Annotated in this window: 16 protein-coding genes; 5 read left to right on the plus strand and 11 right to left on the minus strand. The window is 58.4% G+C overall.

The features are described from left to right. Window positions 1–5: 5 nt before the first annotated feature. The 6 genes from DL237_RS09770 to DL237_RS09795 form a co-directional block, all read right to left on the minus strand. On the minus strand, window positions 6–881 hold the full coding sequence (locus tag DL237_RS09770; RefSeq protein ID WP_119398869.1) for an ATP-binding protein: 876 nt from the start codon (window positions 879–881) through the stop codon (window positions 6–8). Continuing rightward, window positions 878–1366, minus strand: coding sequence for a hypothetical protein (locus DL237_RS09775; protein ID WP_119398966.1), 489 nt, complete (start codon window positions 1364–1366; stop codon window positions 878–880). The genes DL237_RS09770 and DL237_RS09775 overlap by 4 nt, the downstream gene beginning before the upstream one ends. Window positions 1367–1410: 44 nt before the next feature. After that, window positions 1411–1764 carry a hypothetical protein gene (locus DL237_RS09780; RefSeq protein WP_199672042.1) on the minus strand — a complete coding sequence of 118 codons (354 nt, stop codon included), beginning with the start codon at window positions 1762–1764 and terminating at the stop codon, window positions 1411–1413. A gap of 18 nt (window positions 1765–1782) precedes the next feature. Continuing rightward, the gene (locus tag DL237_RS09785) at window positions 1783–2043 is read right to left on the minus strand and encodes a hypothetical protein (protein WP_199672044.1); all 261 of its coding nucleotides are present in this window, start codon (window positions 2041–2043) and stop codon (window positions 1783–1785) included. 84 nt (window positions 2044–2127) lie between these two features. Beyond that, window positions 2128–2847, minus strand: coding sequence for an RNA polymerase sigma factor (locus tag DL237_RS09790; protein WP_119398870.1), 720 nt, complete (start codon window positions 2845–2847; stop codon window positions 2128–2130). A 454-nt stretch (window positions 2848–3301) separates the two neighbouring features. Further along, complete coding sequence (locus DL237_RS09795) at window positions 3302–5494, minus strand: hypothetical protein (protein WP_119398871.1); 2193 nt, start codon at window positions 5492–5494, stop codon at window positions 3302–3304. Between the two features lie 396 nt (window positions 5495–5890). Here DL237_RS09795 and DL237_RS09805 point away from each other — a divergent pair, with 396 nt between their 5' ends. The 4 genes from DL237_RS09805 to DL237_RS09820 all read left to right on the plus strand — a co-directional run bounded on the left by DL237_RS09805 (window position 5891) and on the right by DL237_RS09820 (window position 9004). Further along, on the plus strand, window positions 5891–6343 hold the full coding sequence (locus DL237_RS09805; RefSeq protein WP_119398873.1) for a DUF2924 domain-containing protein: 453 nt from the start codon (window positions 5891–5893) through the stop codon (window positions 6341–6343). Beyond that, the gene (locus tag DL237_RS09810; RefSeq protein ID WP_119398874.1) at window positions 6340–7650 is read left to right on the plus strand and encodes a recombinase family protein; all 1311 of its coding nucleotides are present in this window, start codon (window positions 6340–6342) and stop codon (window positions 7648–7650) included. Before DL237_RS09805 ends, DL237_RS09810 begins: the two co-directional genes overlap by 4 nt. Continuing rightward, the gene (locus DL237_RS09815; RefSeq protein ID WP_119398875.1) at window positions 7647–8048 is read left to right on the plus strand and encodes a hypothetical protein; all 402 of its coding nucleotides are present in this window, start codon (window positions 7647–7649) and stop codon (window positions 8046–8048) included. The genes DL237_RS09810 and DL237_RS09815 overlap by 4 nt, the downstream gene beginning before the upstream one ends. A 185-nt stretch (window positions 8049–8233) precedes the next feature. Further along, window positions 8234–9004: a GIY-YIG nuclease family protein gene (locus DL237_RS09820; protein WP_199672046.1), complete on the plus strand. Its 771-nt coding sequence runs from the start codon at window positions 8234–8236 to the stop codon at window positions 9002–9004. Here the strand turns inward: DL237_RS09820 and DL237_RS09825 are convergent. From DL237_RS09825 to DL237_RS09845, 5 genes are read right to left on the minus strand one after another with little or no spacing between them, the layout of a single operon-like run. Beyond that, window positions 9001–10164, minus strand: a complete 1164-nt coding sequence (locus DL237_RS09825) for a DNA cytosine methyltransferase (RefSeq protein WP_119398876.1) — start codon at window positions 10162–10164, stop codon at window positions 9001–9003. The genes DL237_RS09820 and DL237_RS09825 overlap by 4 nt on opposite strands. Next, window positions 10161–10577 (minus strand): very short patch repair endonuclease, encoded by a 417-nt coding sequence (locus DL237_RS09830; protein ID WP_119398877.1) that lies wholly within the window; start codon window positions 10575–10577, stop codon window positions 10161–10163. Before DL237_RS09830 ends, DL237_RS09825 begins: the two co-directional genes overlap by 4 nt. 55 nt (window positions 10578–10632) lie before the next feature. Next, window positions 10633–11142, minus strand: a complete 510-nt coding sequence (locus DL237_RS09835) for a hypothetical protein (RefSeq protein WP_147405326.1) — start codon at window positions 11140–11142, stop codon at window positions 10633–10635. Window positions 11143–11150: 8 nt separating this feature from the next. Next, window positions 11151–12824: a DEAD/DEAH box helicase family protein gene (locus DL237_RS09840; protein ID WP_119398879.1), complete on the minus strand. Its 1674-nt coding sequence runs from the start codon at window positions 12822–12824 to the stop codon at window positions 11151–11153. Continuing rightward, on the minus strand, window positions 12821–15214 hold the full coding sequence (locus DL237_RS09845; protein ID WP_119398880.1) for an ATP-binding protein: 2394 nt from the start codon (window positions 15212–15214) through the stop codon (window positions 12821–12823). The genes DL237_RS09840 and DL237_RS09845 overlap by 4 nt, the downstream gene beginning before the upstream one ends. A gap of 91 nt (window positions 15215–15305) precedes the next feature. Between DL237_RS09845 and DL237_RS09850 the strand changes: the two genes are divergently transcribed. After that, a complete protein-coding gene (locus DL237_RS09850) occupies window positions 15306–16007 on the plus strand; it encodes a hypothetical protein (RefSeq protein WP_119398881.1) in 702 nt (233 codons plus the stop codon). The last annotated feature ends 586 nt before the right edge of the window (window positions 16008–16593 follow it).

A 16593-nucleotide genomic window follows, 5' to 3' on the forward strand; every position in this document is an offset into this window, starting at 1 on the left:
TCTGATCAGGATTGTGGTTGGGATTGGTCGTCAGCCGCCGGATCGGCGGACGGTGGGGCGTAGGTCAGCCGGTCGGATGCCGGTGTTGCAGCCGTCCGAATCTTGGCCATCAGGCGGCCGAGATGGGGTTCTTCGACTTGGTCCAGACGGCCCGAACGATCCTTGGCCGGGAAACTCCAGGGGTTGATCGTGTGGCAGACAAAGGCGCGATACGGATCGCCGCCATCGGCCTTCAGTTCCGCCATGGTGATCACCTCGTCGACGATGCCTGGCAGCTCGAGCCCGGTCTTTGAGCCATCGATCTGCGGCTGGAACATCTTGCGATTGAAGTCGTCGAGCTTCTCGTCGAGGATCCCGACCAACCAGACATTCTTGGCCCGCGTGTGCTGCAAATGGGTGAGCCAGCCGATCATCTCGCGGCCATGCAAGCCGTACGCCCCGCGCACATCCGGCTTGCCGGTTTTCTCCGACAGCGCCTCGGGTTGGCCTTTGCACCAGCCAAAGCACAGCCGCCCGGCAACCGTGATCGAATCCACGAAGATGGTGTCGTAGCGGTCCAGCGCTGCCGGATCGCCGAAGCGCTCGCAGACGGCGGCATAATGCGCGGGGCTGTATGGCTGCTCATCGCGCAGCGCCGGGTTCGGCCCACCGATGAACACCGCGAAATCCCGGCATTCCGTCCAGGTGCGCGGCCGGATGCTGTCACCCGCCCAGCCTTCGATGGCGAGGTCACCCGCTTCGAGATCCATGAACAAGGTGCGGTCGGCATCGAGGGTCCAGAGCAGCGAGGTCTTCCCAATGCCGGATTTCCCGAAGATGCAGCCCTTGATGCCGCGTGGCTCGGCCAGCCGCTCGTCGGCGCTGATGATAGGGAGGCTCACTGGTCAGCCCCCTGCGCGAGGATCTCGACCTTCAGCGTGCCAGGCCGCACAGTGCGCGCGGGCTCGAAACTGGCGCGAATGCCGTCAGGCCACGCGCTGTATTTCCGCTCCGGCACTTTGATCGTAATGTCGACATACTGCGCGGGATCGTCACCTGAGGCGCGGATGCGCTCGACCACGTCACCAAGCTGTGCCTTATCCCAGTCCACCCGCTTCGGCAGATCGGCGACCACGGTGAAATCGCCGTCATCGAAGCGGACAGTGCCGGTGTCCTTGCCGGCGGCCTGGCGTTCTTCGGTGGCCCGGGTGGCGTAGCGGACCGCCAGTCCGGCATCGAAGCGAGCCTTGGCCGCCTTGTCGCGCTTCAGACGCTCGTCGATTTCGCGTTGCAGGATCGCCAGCAACTCGACCGGCAGCGCCGCGATCTCGGCCGCGCTGAGCGAAGGCAGATCGTCCGGCGTTGGGGTGTTCTCGGGGAATGGCATGAAATGGTCTCCGTGATCGGTGAATAAGGATTGGAAGGCCGGCATCACGCGGCCTCAGGCTCGGCGAGCAGCAGCTCGGACAGCGAGACGGCAGCAGCTTTGGGTTTGGGGCGGGCAACGGCGATGTAGGCGAACTGGTCGGGCCCCACGCGCTCCTGCACGAGATGTACGAGACCCTGCTCAGCGGCCCAGAAGGCCCGCGATCCAAGCCTGCTCAACTCGGCGCGTGCCGCATCCGACAGCCCTGAAAACACAGGGAAGATGTCGAGCACCAGAAAGCCGCGATGGTATTCCAGCCGGTCGCCGGGAACGGCCTGCGCCACCCAGGCGCAGAATTCGATCTCGGACAGCGGTCGGCTGGCGCGAACCGTGATGAAGGGTGTGGTTTCCATGAACATGATCTCCTCCTTTCGCCTCTACTCAGGCCGCTGCCGCGTCGTCCCAGTCGGGACCGAGGCCGCTTCAATGTCCTTTGTTGCGGCGTTGTGCTGATCGTCCGGCTGGCCCGCGTCGGCGTCGGCATAGACCGCCACGAGAGGCGTCCCATCCTGGTGGGCCCCGGCATTCTCGATGCGGTATGCACGCTGGTTCTTCAGGATTTCCGGCAGCTCCCAGCGGCGGTAGAGGCCGGGGATGCGCTTGAGGTCTGCGGACAAGAGGTCGGCTTTGCGGATCATGCGGGTCGACTTTCGGTTTGAGTGGGGCGCGCGGTGGCGTCTGAATGGGAAAAGCCACCGCACCGCTGAGATCGGGACATCCGATCAGCGAAATTCTCGCAGGACGTCGCGCAGACGCCGGGTCGCCCGCTGATAGCGTTTGCGCGTTGCCGCCTCAGACAGCCCCAACTCCGATGCGACCTCAGCCTGCGAGAACCCGTCGACGGCCACGCGGATCACCAGATCAGAATCCTTGCCGACGATGCGGACGAGATCGCGGTGGAGCAGTGCAGAGCTGGCGTTGGCTGACGCCTGATCGTCAGTTGGGATTTCGTCGGGATCGGCCTCGCTGCGCAGGCTCTGGTGCCTGTCCTCGCGTTGACGCGTTCTGATCAGGTCGCGCTCGATGTTTCGGAGGATGGTGGAAGCGATCCAGTTGACGCGCTGCAGATCCAGACAGCGAATGGCCTCGGAGGCCCGTGCCAGGATTTCAGATGCAACCTCGTCACCGGTGCCGATCCTGCGCCAGGTCGATCTGCGCCGAACGGCATCCAGCCCCGGCCAGAGCGCCAGCAGCATGAGCGTCAGGGCACAATCGGCGGCCTCGTCGCCAGACTGTGCAGCCCGGACCAGAGCAACCAATATTCGGTTCTTCTCATCTGGCCCGCGGCTGCCGACTTGCAGCGTGTCCAGCAATGCAGCCGGATCAGCGAAATGCGCGAGCGGTTCGCTGCTGCGCCGGAGCTCATCGAAGGTGTGTTGAAAACCAAGAGTTGAAGAAGAAAACATGAGGTGATCACGGATCTCGTGCCACGCGATGGACATTGGACGCCTGCCTTGCGGCCAGGCGTCCAGCGCCTTTTCGTGGCCACGTCAGGACGTCGTGCGTCTCTGCGACTTCAGGGAAATGGTGAGACGTGCGCCTTAGCGCGCGGGTGATGTCGCCTGGTTCAGCGTTCCGCAGCCGCGGCACGTGGCCACGACCGGAAAGCCCACGAAATACTCGTGCCCTCGCGCAAAGCGCAGGTGCATGCGGCCGTCCCGGCAAACGCCGAGCAGCTTGTCACAGCGCGTACAGCGCCATTCCGAGGTCAAAGGGTTGGGGGTTGATTTTGCGCCACCGGCCCAGCTGATCTGGGCTGGCTGGCGTGAAGTATCGGGAGTCGGCATGGAAGTGCTCCTCTGACTGAGTGAGCCTTTCCAATAGACAGCGGTTTTTTAGACCGTCGCCCGCAATATTTTTGACCGTCGACAGACCGGCCCGCCGAGATCGGCCAGATTATACGACAAGTCGCCAATATCCACGGGTCGAACCCTTGGCGATATAGACGTCAAGAATGCTCTCCCACATCGGTTTCTTGAACGCCTGCTGTGGGCTCTTGACGCCAGTATCCTCGATGAGGTCAGCGGTTTTGACATCAGGACTGCCGGCAAGATGCGCCGTTACCAGCTTTTCGAAGATCCGGATCTGATTTGCACCAAGAATGGCAAGCGGTGCTTTTCCTGGGATGCACAATGAAGCGGATTGGTTGCCTGACTTGAGCACTGCGACTGAACTGCCCCCCGCGGCAACATTCCGTCCAGAACTGAAGGTCTGCGCCAACGCATCACGCGACAGCACCAAGTCTTCGCCCTCATCGGACAGATGCGTGAGCACCGGAACGACGACATTCGGCCCGAGGCAGGTGAGTGTATCGACGCTGGATGTCAGGACGATCCCGATCCCAGACGCATTCCGCGCACGCAGGAGTTGATCCAGCTTGTTGATGACCTGGGGATTACCCAAACGCCGCGCGAAATAGACCGGTTTGCGATGGCCATCCGTCCCCATGTCACCCATCAGGACCAAATCCTGATCAAGGACCTGCGCTCCCTTGCTTGTCAGCAATGGACGGATGAGTTTCAGCACGGTTTCCTGAAGCCATTCGCGATTGAGTTGATAGCGTTCCAGATCGGCCGCTGGATGTTCGCCCGCATCCTCTCCAAACGGACCTGTCGCCGAGACCATTCCTGGCGTCGATGAGGGCTTGATCTCGACCTCACCGTCAATGTCGTCCTTGTCAATCAGCACGACATCCTGCCGGTCACGCCGCTCGAGCAGCCCACCCTCAATCAGACGATCAGGATCAAGCCCGATCTCACGCAAGTATCCACCCGTGACCTCGTCTTCCTCGAGATCGTAGAGGTCCACCAGTTGCGCGAACATGGCACGCAAATCGCCGTTGTCGATCTGACGGAAGGCGCTCAGGATCCCCCATTCGTGCAGCAACGCAAATCCGAGGCTGCGTTCGTCGGGGTCCTTGTTGCTCTGCAGATTGCAGCTCTTGACGCCTGACACAGTGATGTTGAGGGAGCGTTCCTTGGCGTCGCCTGCACGGTTGTACTTTACTGCAATGCCAATGCGGCTGAAACTGGCAGCCCTCCGGAAGATGTTGCCCCGGCCGAGATACCTTGTCGCGATTTCCTGGATGTCATCATCGATGGCGACCTTGAGAGCCAGTTTTCGGCTCCAGTGGCCCAGACGGATTTCCACTTCCAGCACCCGCGCCACCTGGATTTCCACACCTTCGATCTTCGGGATTGAAAGTGCCAGAGATGTGCGGAAACGGCTGAGGTTGTAGCGCTTCCAGGTCAGCGGTTTTTGAGAAATGTCGTGTTCCAGCGTAACCTCGGCGAAGGCATCGCCCACCTTCTGCCGAACAACCGGACTGTCGGCGCAAATTTCGATCTGCCTTTTTGATGGGGTGTAGATCAAGGTCGCTTCGTTTGGCGGTCGGAAATAGATCGTTCCCCGCCGCCCGTCGTCGCGATGGTCGTGCACGCTCGACAATGGGCCGCCGTGACGGACAATCAGCATGATTGATGTCGGATGCGCTTCAGTAGAAGGCAGGTCGAGCGCCTTAACCGTACAGATTGTCTTGAGTTCGAGGACCTCCGTGATCTTCGACGCCAGCGCGGTTTCATCGATTGCGTTTGCGTCAAGGTTGATCGCCTTTTCCAACTCGACCTCGAACGCATCGTACATCTTACCGTGGTCGCGGAATTGGCGTGCGAAATGAAAACTCTCCGCATCCTCGAAAGTCTGACGTGTGTTGAGAAACGCCCAGATGCTCCTGCAGAGCGGATCAGGCTGCGCCTCGATTTCCTGCGCCTGCTCTTCCGTGAACTGCTTGTCGACAATTGTAGCGAGGGATGAAATGCCCTTGCTGTCGGAAAGTGCACGGATCCTGCGACAGCGCTGTTCGGCTGGCCGCAATTCGTCCAGATCAAAATCTGACAAAATTCCAATGATTTTCTGCCGAAATTCGCTGACCGATTCTTCATCTGAAGGATTTGGAGTCTCCTCGGGCAAATTGAACTCTGGCTCGTTCTCGCCTTCCCGAATAGCAAGCACCGCGCGTGCAAGGTCGATCCGCGCGTCCTCGATCAACGCGAGGATATTCGGGCCAATCGGATTTGCTTTTTGCGCCATTAACTCACCTCAATGCATGTTATCTCTTAACTTGTTTCAACCTCCGATAATCGTTGACGAAAGTAAGGTTCACAAGAGCAGATGTTCGCCACCTGTTCGCTTTCTCATCAGCGCTTGGCGAGGGCGGATGTCCCGCCCAGGCCTTCTCGGTGGCTTTTGGTTGGTAACGACACCAGCAAGCACGGCCACCCAAGACATGAAACGACCCACCCCCCTGCCACCCGACCAGATGACGCCCGCAGAACGCCGCGCCGAGCTATGCGGCCTGCTGGCGCTCGGGCTGGTTCGGTTGCGGATGCGTGATCGGGCGGAAGTATCTGACGATACTGGAGAAAGTGGACTACACTATCCGGCCGACGAATGGCGTCATGCAACTCCAACTCACCGGAGAAATGTATGACGACCCACGATCCGATCCCCGCGCGCCTGGCCGCGCTCAAGACCACATCGACGCCTGACCTAAAGGCGCAATGGCGGGAGTTGTTCGACAGCGAACCGCCGCCGTTCAATCGCCGTTACCTCGAAAGTCGCCTCGCGTACCGCATCCAGGAGCTGGCTTATGGCGGCCTGAAGCCGGAAACGGTAAAGCGGCTAGAAGCCCTTGGCGAGCAACTTGATGGCGGTGATCGCAAAAAGAGCCGCATCCGCGCTGACCTGACGCCCATCGTCGGGACGCGGTTGATCCGTGAATGGCAAGGCGTTGAACACCTCGTCACCGTCACCGCCGACGGTTTCGACTGGCAGGGTCGCCCTTATAAATCGCTGTCAGCCATTGCCTGCGCCATCACCGGTACGCGCTGGAACGGCTGGGTGTTCTTTGGCCTGAAAAACCACCGGAGGCGCGCATGACCAAGCCAATTGTCCGGAAACTGCGCTGCGCGATCTACACGCGCAAGTCCTCCGAGGAAGGGCTCGAGCAGGAATTTAACAGTCTGCACGCGCAACGGGAGGCCTGCGAGGCCTATATCGCTAGCCAGCGCTCCGAGGGCTGGGTGCTCGTCCACGATCAGTATGACGATGGTGGCATTTCTGGCGGCACGCTAGACCGCCCGGGCTTGCAGCAATTGATGGCGGATATTGAGGACGGGCTTGTCGATGTGGTCGTTGTCTACAAGATCGACCGCCTCAGCCGCTCTCTGGCCGATTTCGCCAAGCTGGTCGAGGTGTTCGACCGCAATGACGTGACCTTCGTTTCGGTCACGCAGTCGTTCAATACCACCACATCAATGGGGCGGCTGACGCTAAACATCCTGCTTTCCTTCGCCCAGTTCGAGCGCGAGGTCACGGCCGAGCGCATTCGCGACAAGGTCGCGGCGAGCCGCAAAAAGGGGATGTGGATGGGCGGGGTTCCGCCCTACGGTTATCGCGTTGAAAGTCGCAAACTGATCATCGACGAGGAGCGCGCAGCGCATGTCCGTTGGGCATTCGAGCGGTTTATCAAAATCGGATCTGGCACCGAACTGGCCCGCGAAACCGCTGCCAAGGGCATACTGACCCCCAAGGGCAACCCGATGGACAAGAAGTTTATCTACCGCATGCTCAACAACCGCGCGTATATTGGCGAGGCGGTCCACAAGGGCGAAAGCTATCCCGGCGAGCACGACGCCATCATCGATCGCGAGACGTGGGACCGCGTCCATGCCATCCTGCAGGAAAGCCCACGCAAACGCGCGGCCCGGACCAGAGCCAAAACACCAGCCATGCTCAAAGGCTTGCTCTATGGACCGGACGGCGCGGCGTTTTCGCCGACGCACACCCGCAAACGCGACCGGCTGTATCGCTACTATGTCAGCCAGACCGTGCTGAAGCACGGCGCCGGATCGTGTCGCGTGGGCCGTGTCTCGGCTGGTGAGATCGAAACCGCCGTCATTGATCAGCTTCGCACAGTGTTCCGCCAACCCGAGATCGTGGCCGGGACATGGAAGGCGGCACGCGCCAATGCCGACGACATCACCGAGGCCGATGCCCGCGCGGCTCTGCAGCAGCTCGATCCGCTTTGGGATGAACTCTTCCCCGCCGAGCAGGCACGCATCGTGGCGCTTCTGATCGAGCGCGTGGACATCGGCACGGACGGGCTCAATGTCCGGCTGCGCGTCGACGGCCTCCGTGGCCTTGCGCGCGAGATGTTTGCAGGCGGTATTGAGGCGGCGGCATGACCAGCAGGACGCCGATCCCGGACACCGTGACGCTGCACGTGCCTTTCCGTGTCGTGAAGCGCGGTGGGCGAAAGGAGATGCAGCTGCCCGAGGGCGTCAAGCAACCGCGTCGAACGGACAACACGCTGGTGAAGGCTCTGGCCCGCGGTTTTAGGTGGAAGTGGATGTTGGAGTCCGGGGACTTCACGACGATCAACGAACTGTCCAAACGCGAAGGGATCGCGCCATCATACATGACTCGCGTTTTGCGGTTGACGCTGCTCGCCCCGGATATCGTCGAAGCGATCTTGGATGGGCAACAGGGGCCGGAGATAACGCTGGCGCGGGTTCTGGAACCATTTCCGACCGAGTGGGAGGATCAATTGATGAACTTCAAACTTGAGTTCCACGGGTCATAGGGCCACCGCCAGTCCGTCAAGCAGAAACACCATGACATTCCAAGAATGCGTAAAAAAGCCCTATACGCGCTTTAGCGAGCGCTTTCAGCCAACTCAAGTCTGACAAAAAATTCTGCCCGCGCTGGAGTGCGCGGATCTTTCCCACGTGCTAAGCATCTGAGAGGGCATGGGAATCGGAGTGACGAGTGGCAGACGGATTCATCGCATTCGAGTTGGACCTGATGGGTGCAGTCATGAACCAGCTCATCCCCACGCTCGATGCCATGGGTAGCGCGCCGCTCACCCTAGACAACGCCCAGGCGCTTCCCGACGCCCAAGGCGTGTACCTGCTGATCCACGACGGAGAGGTCCGCTATGTCGGGAAAACCGATGCGGAGGCTGGGCTTCGAACCCGCCTGGCTAGGCACGCGCGGAAGTTCGAGCAACGGCGAAACGTGCGGCCCGAAGATGTCCAGTTCAAGGCCGCGCGGATCCTCGTTCTGACCGCGATGGATATCGAATCCAGATTGATTGCCCACTACGGTTCGGAGTGGAACGGATCGGGCTTCGGGTCCAATGATCCAGGGCGCGAGCGCGAGACGACGAACAAGCCTGAGCAGGGCTTCGACGCGCGCTTTCCGATCGACATTGATACTCCGCATAGTTTGCTTGCGACGGGACAGACGACGGTTCACGTTGCCCTAATGGCACTGAAGGATGTGCTTCCCTACACCCTGCGCTACGAGGTTTCTTTACCACCGCCACGAACGAAGGTCGGAGGACATGACTATCGGCTAAATCCTCACCCGGACATGCCAGCGTCGCAATTGGAGATTCCACCCGGTCCCATCTCAGTGCGAAGAGCAATGCAGCTGATCGTAGCTGCTTTGCCCGCTGGCTGGCAGGCGACCTATTTCGTGAGCCACGTGATCCTGTACAAGGAAGATCGCCAGTACGCTCACGGGGTTCAGATCTAAGCCGCGCTGAGCTTGTCTCGAACGCCTGTGGCGACGATCCGAGCCAATTGGCACGGGACGGCGTTTCCGAGCTGCCGCATCGTCTCCGTCCACGAGCCGTGGAACACCATGTCGTCGGGGAAGGTCTGCAGGCGAGCGCTCTCTCGGATCGTGAAATAGCGCACCGAGCCATCAGGCCTGCGCAGCATGTTCTCGCCTCCAGGAACACCATGCACGCCCGCCTTCAGTGTCTTGCCGGGCTCGTCAAGTGGGCTTCCCGTGTGCCCCGGATAGGAGCGTGCACCGGGTTGAAACCGGTGGTCATGAAAGTCCAGCGCCGTGCCGGACGCATGTTCCGGATCCGGAAGGTCGGAGATCGCGTCGCGCACGGTCAGCCACGGTTCGTCCAGAGGCCGCTCAGCTATCTTCAAGGCCCGCGCCTGCGCCGCACCACCATCCGGCCGGTTCTTGCGAGAGACGCGGTGCAGGTCCCAATAGACCTCCTCGCGCCATTGCGACCAGAGCAGCGCGTCCCGCGAGTGGGTCGGCTTCGGAAAGTGCCACTCGATCTCGGTGTCGGCACGGAACCCGACGAGGAAGATGCGCTCACGTCGCTGGGGGACACCGTAGTTCGCCGAATTCAGAACCCGCATCACCACTCGATAGTGCAGGCCCTTCTCGGTTCCCTTCGTGTGATGGTTCTCCAGGCGCGCGAGGTGTGCCAGCCATTCTTCTTCCCTCTTGGCAACAAGATCGGGATAGGTCAGCTGCAGTCGAATGTACTCGAGGTAATTCGCGAAACTGCTGCGCGTAAGCCCCTTTACGTTCTCGAAGATGAAAGCCCTAGGTCGAAGCTCGCGCACGGCACGGATGGCCTGCGGGAACATGTCCCGGCTGTCGAGAAATGCGCGGTGGCGTCCGCCCATCGAAAAAGGTTGGCAGGGCGGTCCGCCCGTAACGAGGTCGACGGAGCCGCCTACGGTCCCAAAATCGAACTGCCGCACATCACCCTCATGAATCGGCCAGTGCGTAATTGGATCAAGACCGCGATCTTTGTTCTCGCGGAGAGTGTCGCACGCCCATCGGTCCCAGTCCATGACGGCAGCCGGGCGGAATCCTGCTTGGCTGACGCCGATCCCAAGCCCGCCTGCGCCCACGAACAGCTCGACCGATCTCATCATCCCAGGAACTCCCCGATCCTTGCCTGCAATTCCTCTCGGTTTTTTGTTTGGCATTCCCATATCACGAGGACGTCCCAACCGAGTTCTGCGAGCAGGACGATATTACGCTCGTCCCGTTTCCTATTTGTTTCCAGCTTCGGGCCCCAAAAGTCCAGCCTGGATTTCGGGAGTCTCGCCAGCGGGCACGCCGGATCTGGGTGTCGGTGCCAAAAACAGCCGTGCACGAAGATTACCTTTCTTCGAGCCGGAAAGACTAGGTCAGGCTTCCCGGGCAGGTCATGACGATGAAGCCTGTAGCGATAGCCCATACCGTGGACCAGGCGGCGCACCAGCAGCTCCGGCTTGGTGTCACGGCCGCGGACCCGGCTCATGCGCTCGCTTCGCTGTTCTGGCGTCAGTGTATCCACGCGCATCCTTATAATGGCACGCAGAGTGGACCGACAAGAAGAACTTCCGAACTCATACTAGTTAGTCCAACCAAATCAGGCGCTTGATGCCAATTTTGTCCGCCGCGCTTTCGACGACTGCGCGCTGGGTTGCCATCCCGAACTTTGCTGAAGATTCGGTCAGCACAGCTGCAAAAGGCTCGCTATTCTCGAAAGCACGCTCATGCAGGGCCATCAACGTTGCCTTCCAGTCAGCTGCCTTGCTCCAAGCGATCTGGCGCCCATCGGGGAGAAGGCAGCCGTGCGGTTTAATGAAAGTCGCGCTGACCTCTGCACCCTCGTCAATCCCGAGCACCCGGAATACGCGCGCGGGGTTGGCTGAGGCCTCCCTAGTGTATGACTTGAGGAGCGTATCCTTGATATAAACGCGAACTTTTCGCGGGTCCATGTACTGACCCAGCCTTCCGCCAATACTCTCCGTCTCGGTCCACACCGAGTAGTAACGCGACTTATCGGTAGCCGAAAGCGCCGACCAATTGAGCCGATCAGCTTCTGCCCACAGGTGCTCCTTGATCTCGCTTCGAACGCTCACGGGCACCCTCATTGCACGCCTCCCGGCTGGGGTGCGGCTGGAAACTCAAACTGCGGAACTTCTAACTGCGCGTCACCCTCGCGCAAAATCAAATCCGCCTGATCCTTCATCCATTCGAGCATGAAATTTCCTGCCGATGCGTCGCGGAAATTGATGAGATTGTGTCCGAGAGGCAGCCGCTCGACAGGACCCGCAGCGGCCTTTTCAAGTTCGATCACTTCCGCCACTCGACGCAGATCGGTCACGAAATCCATCACGATTACCTTGTCTTTACCGTGGCTCAGGCGAAGCCCCCGGCCAAGCTGCTGGACAAAGATCCGACGGCTATGCGTCGCGCGCATGAAGACAATTAGATCAACATCAGGCACGTCAACGCCTTCGTTAAACAAATCAACACTGGACAATACATCGATGTCCCCTCGTCGGAACATTGCCATAAGTCGATCGCGCTCGCGGGCTTCCTGCCTCGACGAAATAGATTCAGCGCGCAATCCGTAACCACGAAGTGTTCCCGCGAAACTCTCAGCGTGATCAACCGTTGGAGAGAACACAATCCCACCCCGCCGCTTCTCGCTGCGGAAAGCCTCGACAATGTGCCTGGCCGCCTCATCGTCGCGAGTTGGCATCAAAAGCTTCCTGTTCAGTTGGTTTAGAGAATAGTTGTGCGAAGAGATTTCCTGTACAAACTCCCAGTCGACGTTGTCTGCCAACAGCCGATAATCGACCTCGCAAAGGTATTTCTGCCTCAGGCCGTCTGAGATACCGAGCCGAACAAGCGGCTTGCCCAATAGCTCATCGATGTCGAAACCATCGCCGCGCCACGGCGTTGCCGTTGCTCCACCGACCATAGGTGGCTCAAGAGCAGCGAGCGCACGCCGAAAACTAGCGGATCCGATATGATGCGCCTCATCGACAAGCACCAAGCCAAAATTTGGCAAATCATCGACACGTCCAATGATGCTTTGGACCGTCGCGAAAGTGATTCCATCGTAGAAAGATGGGGTCTCATCGCCCGAAAGCATATGCGTTGGAACCCACTTGGGCAGCTGATGCCAAAATCCGAATTGTAGCTGTCGAATGAGCTCACGTTTGTCGGCGAGAACGAGCACCCGGTTTTCGCGAATGAGGCCATCACGATAAAGATCCGCAACAACTTCCGCCATTACCACGGTCTTGCCTAAACCCGTTGCAAGCACGACTTGAGCGCGACCCGTGTCCGTGAGGCCTTCGCGAAATCTATCGACTGCCTCTTGCTGATATGGCCTTAGATCCCTTCTCGACTTAGGGTACTCGGGGACTTCTTGAGCAAGGTGCGCAAGACGAGCTGGATCGAGTAATTCGACATTGATCCCTATCCGGCGGAAACGTTCGATTTCGGCTAGGACTCCACCACCGACCGCGCGTGAAGTCGCCAGAAGCATACGGTTGGCACCATAGTATGTTCCGGCATCGACAACTTCTTGGACGGCATGTTTCGTGGGCGGGGCGGTCGTGGTGTGTTTGCACTGCACAACCCAAATCTCACCGTTTTTCACGCCAACGACATCTGCGCCTTTGTCGCCCGAACCACCAACAACGCGCACATCATCGAAGCCTGCATGCATCAAAATTCTTGCAACATCGCGCTCAAACGCTTGCCATGGGCCACGTAGGAGTCGCCTGTCGTCAAGAAAGTGCGTCATGCAGAGATCTCAACATCTGGTTTCAATAGCTCCAGAGACATTACAGCCCGAATGACCTCACTCCGTGAACTGCTGGCAAGATCTCCGCTGTCTTGCTTGGAGAGCCAAACAGCGTCGTCAATTAGAGCAAGATAACGCGACAAGACACCAGCGCGTGCTTCTGCGGTGATTTGCGGGTCGCCGTAATCGAGGTCAGCGTAAGGGGAATCCCAAAGCTTGCCATCGAAGCATAGGTCCGGCCGTTTCTCAACGGCAATTCGAACAATTTCGAGTGGCCCAGAAAGAAGGAAACTACCATTCACCGTGGCCTCGGAAGGCTTGATTTTTTTTGCTGCCAACGCGCGCATAACCGCAGTCTGCTCATCCACGCCTAAGTCATTGAACAGAGAAGCGCGTTCCTCCTCAGGACAAACCGAAACAAGACAACGAGCCACATCAACTAGAACCGACGTGGCAGTATTGGGCAATGCCTTTAGGTCAAGAGCCGTCTCTTCCCCATAGGCGTCCCGAAAATCCGCGAATAATTGAGCAAAGTCGGGCTGTTGGCTAGAGTTGCGAGTCTGATCCGCAGTCATGTAAGCGAGATGCGCTAGGAGCGCGTCCCTTGGTGTCATTGTGATTGATTCAAAGGTTTTGTGTGCAGGATTGAAAAGAAAATGATGGGTCTTCGTCGTCACGTCACCCATAATCATGGCCCACGGAGCATCTCCCGCTAAATCGGGGTCCTTGGAGTCGACCTCATATGCGACGACATTCCATTTCATGCCAGTACCGTCATGTTGATACCGGCGACTAAGGAGTGGCGCTTCTCGACGCTCCGGTGCTGCGGCCTTCTCTGGCTCGGGAGGCGTTGCCGGATCTGGATCAGGCGTATCGCCGCCGGATGTTGCGCCGCCGAGGAGGCCTGGCGGAAGTTGTGCATCGCCACCAGATGTCGGTTCCTTGCCCCCAGTTGCTCGTCCGCCGGCGCCGTAGAGCAACTCACGGTCAGCGGCCTCAACGAGCTCCCACCATTTACTGTCGTCCTGATAGTCAGGATTGCCATCGTGGAAGGCATTGACCATTTCGACGGCGCGAGCGTTGTCCTTGACGATCAAAATTCGTCCGTAGGCGCCTGCAGTCTTGGAGTGAGGACTCGTCCGTCGGAAAGCTTTAAAAAGTCGAAAGAGCGGTGATTCATTTGGGCCATAGCCAAGATCTTTAGCTTTTTCAGGACGAAGCGGCCCCTCTCCTCGGATGACTCTATACATTTCATCCCATGTCGGATCTGCACGATCAAAACGATCTTTAGCATAGCTGACCCGGCAATGATCAATGTGGATCTCACCAACTATGCGGCCTCGGTTTCGCTGATCGTCAATCGGGTACTCCCGCTCTTCATTTTCCCCATCGCTCCAGGAAAAAAGGTCCTTGTTCCCAATCTCAATTTTTCGCCCATTGCGAACAAAATCGATACCGAACTCGGACTGGTCGAGATATCTCTGAATTCCCAGCCACCCCGTAACCTTGCGTTTACGTTCGACTACAGACTTAGCGGTTTCGCAATTCGGACATGTTCCGCCCACTTCCGCATCTACGAGCCAACTCATGCAATTGATGCAGTACAATCTGGCTGCGAGTTCATGATTGATACTGATAACTGCCGGAATATTTGTTCCACCGGGCCCGGGAACAACCCGATCTTCATTCCACAGGCAATGACGTCGCGCCTCGACGCGCTTGTGGTTCACATAGAGCTCGAAACTGATTGGAATTCCGTTCGGCCGAAGCATCGAAGAGTAAGCTTGCGAGAGCCGTTTGCGTATTGCCGTTTGATTCGCGTTTTTTGCGAGCCATTTTCTTTGCTCTGGCTTGAGTTGCTTGATCGTAATCTCGGTACCATGTTGATCGGGATCGGCCTTTGCGCGCGACAAACGCGGCGTCCGAAAGTGACGCTGCAGACGCAACTTGTCGAAATCGATCAGGAGTCCGTGCCACTCACGCTCACCCTTACGCGTAGTCCAAACTTCGGTGACCGAACCAAGACGAGCCGTGGCGATGTTGAAGCCCATGCCAAACAGCCCAAGGCTATCGATTGGATTATTGCCTGACCAACCGGCGCGTACGGCGCGTTCCAGCATATCTGGTGTCATGCCGGGACCATTATCGATAATCCGAAGTGTCGCTCCAGGTGAGTCCGCTTGCGGCAAGTGGACATCGACCTTTGCACCAGCGACCGAGTTTCCAGCACGTCCTTCTTTCAAAAAGCCGTCAACTGCGTTGTCGACGAGTTCTGCAACGCAGCGCCACTGATCGATGTTGATCTCGCCGAGCATCGGCAATACGCGCGGATCAGGCTCGAGATTGAATTCGCTCGCCGGCCGCAGATCGTTCACATTGATGCTCGCCATTACACTGATTCCCCATTAACCTCAGGATATTCATTCAATATCTCCGTACGATATGGAGGCCTCAGGTTGAACACAAGCGAAGGAAGAAGATTTGACTGTAGGTACTCCAGTTCCCACGACTTCGGAACTCGAAGACTACCTCGAGCGCCTGCGGCCGACAGTAGACGAGACGATCGACAGGCTAGGTGCAACCCGCTTCCGGGAAGATCCCATCGCGGGTAGAAAGTACTCCCGTGCGACCTCGATTATCAGCTCAGCCTACAAAAGACATGGCGCCATCCTTCAAAGGGCCCTACTTGAGCGGCTTAAGGACTGCGCAAGGTTGCGCGTTTGGACAGAGGACGACTTCAAGCTTTCACATGACACACTCCGGGAGGTCCGGATCGCGGAGCGGCTAGACTCCTTGTTGCAAGCGCACCTTCCGTATGGAGATCGTGAACGCTCCGTGCGCGTCGACATCTTGGTATTCGACGAGGTAAGTCGCTCCCTAAACGCCTACAATGTCAAACGCGGCAACGGCTCATACGATGGAGGAAAGCGGCGCCTTATTCACGAAGAGCTCGTCCGCACCCAGATGCTTCTCAGCGATTACGGCCGCGGGCTTGGGCTCTGGTCGGAGACGAGCAATGCTCACGTCATCTTCTACTACGGCCTTCTATCGCTACCACCGCCACTTGCGATCTCTGGTTACGATCTCGACGAGCATTTCCAATTTCCTGTCCATGAGGCAATCGAACTCGTTAACGCCTATTTCGTTGCGCGGTTATCAGCGCTCATCGAGCAGGAAGACTAGCCCCACCAATGTTATAGGTAGCTCCGTGCGCACGTTGCTCGGTCCCCGATTGCGGTTCGATCCCAGTCCTATTTGAATAGGTGGGACCAAGATCGGAAACATTTCTTGCCGCACTCTTTTCCCGTTTTCTTTCAATGTCTTGGAAGAAATTCACCAAACCAATGCAGTTAACAGGTCCGGAGAATTTCGGGCCGAGAGAACGCTTTCGGGTCTCCTGACACCTGTGGCGGTGCCTAGCCTGCCCCGCAAACCCCTTTGAAAACACGAAAAAATCCAGCCGCAGCCGAATCGAGAGAACGCTTTCGCGGGGGCAAGTGGCGGAGGAGGTGGGATTTCGCGCCCTCGATAGACCCTTTATTTGCAAGACATGAAATAGAGGTGTGCGCCATTTTGTGACCCAATTTGTGATCCAATTCTGATACCTTTATGTTACGGCACCTCACATAATCTGCAGGACATTCATCTCTATCCGTCAGCACCTCGCGCGCGTTCAGGTTCTCACGCCCTACAGGCGTCGATGGGCTGCTTGAGCGAAATTCGACATTCGATCATTTGCCTCTTTACTGCGCAGCGCCAGCAGACCGGG

It is taken from the genome of Pseudooceanicola sediminis, assembly GCF_003575965.1.
GTDB classification, from domain to species: Bacteria; Pseudomonadota; Alphaproteobacteria; order Rhodobacterales; family Rhodobacteraceae; genus Pseudooceanicola; species Pseudooceanicola sediminis.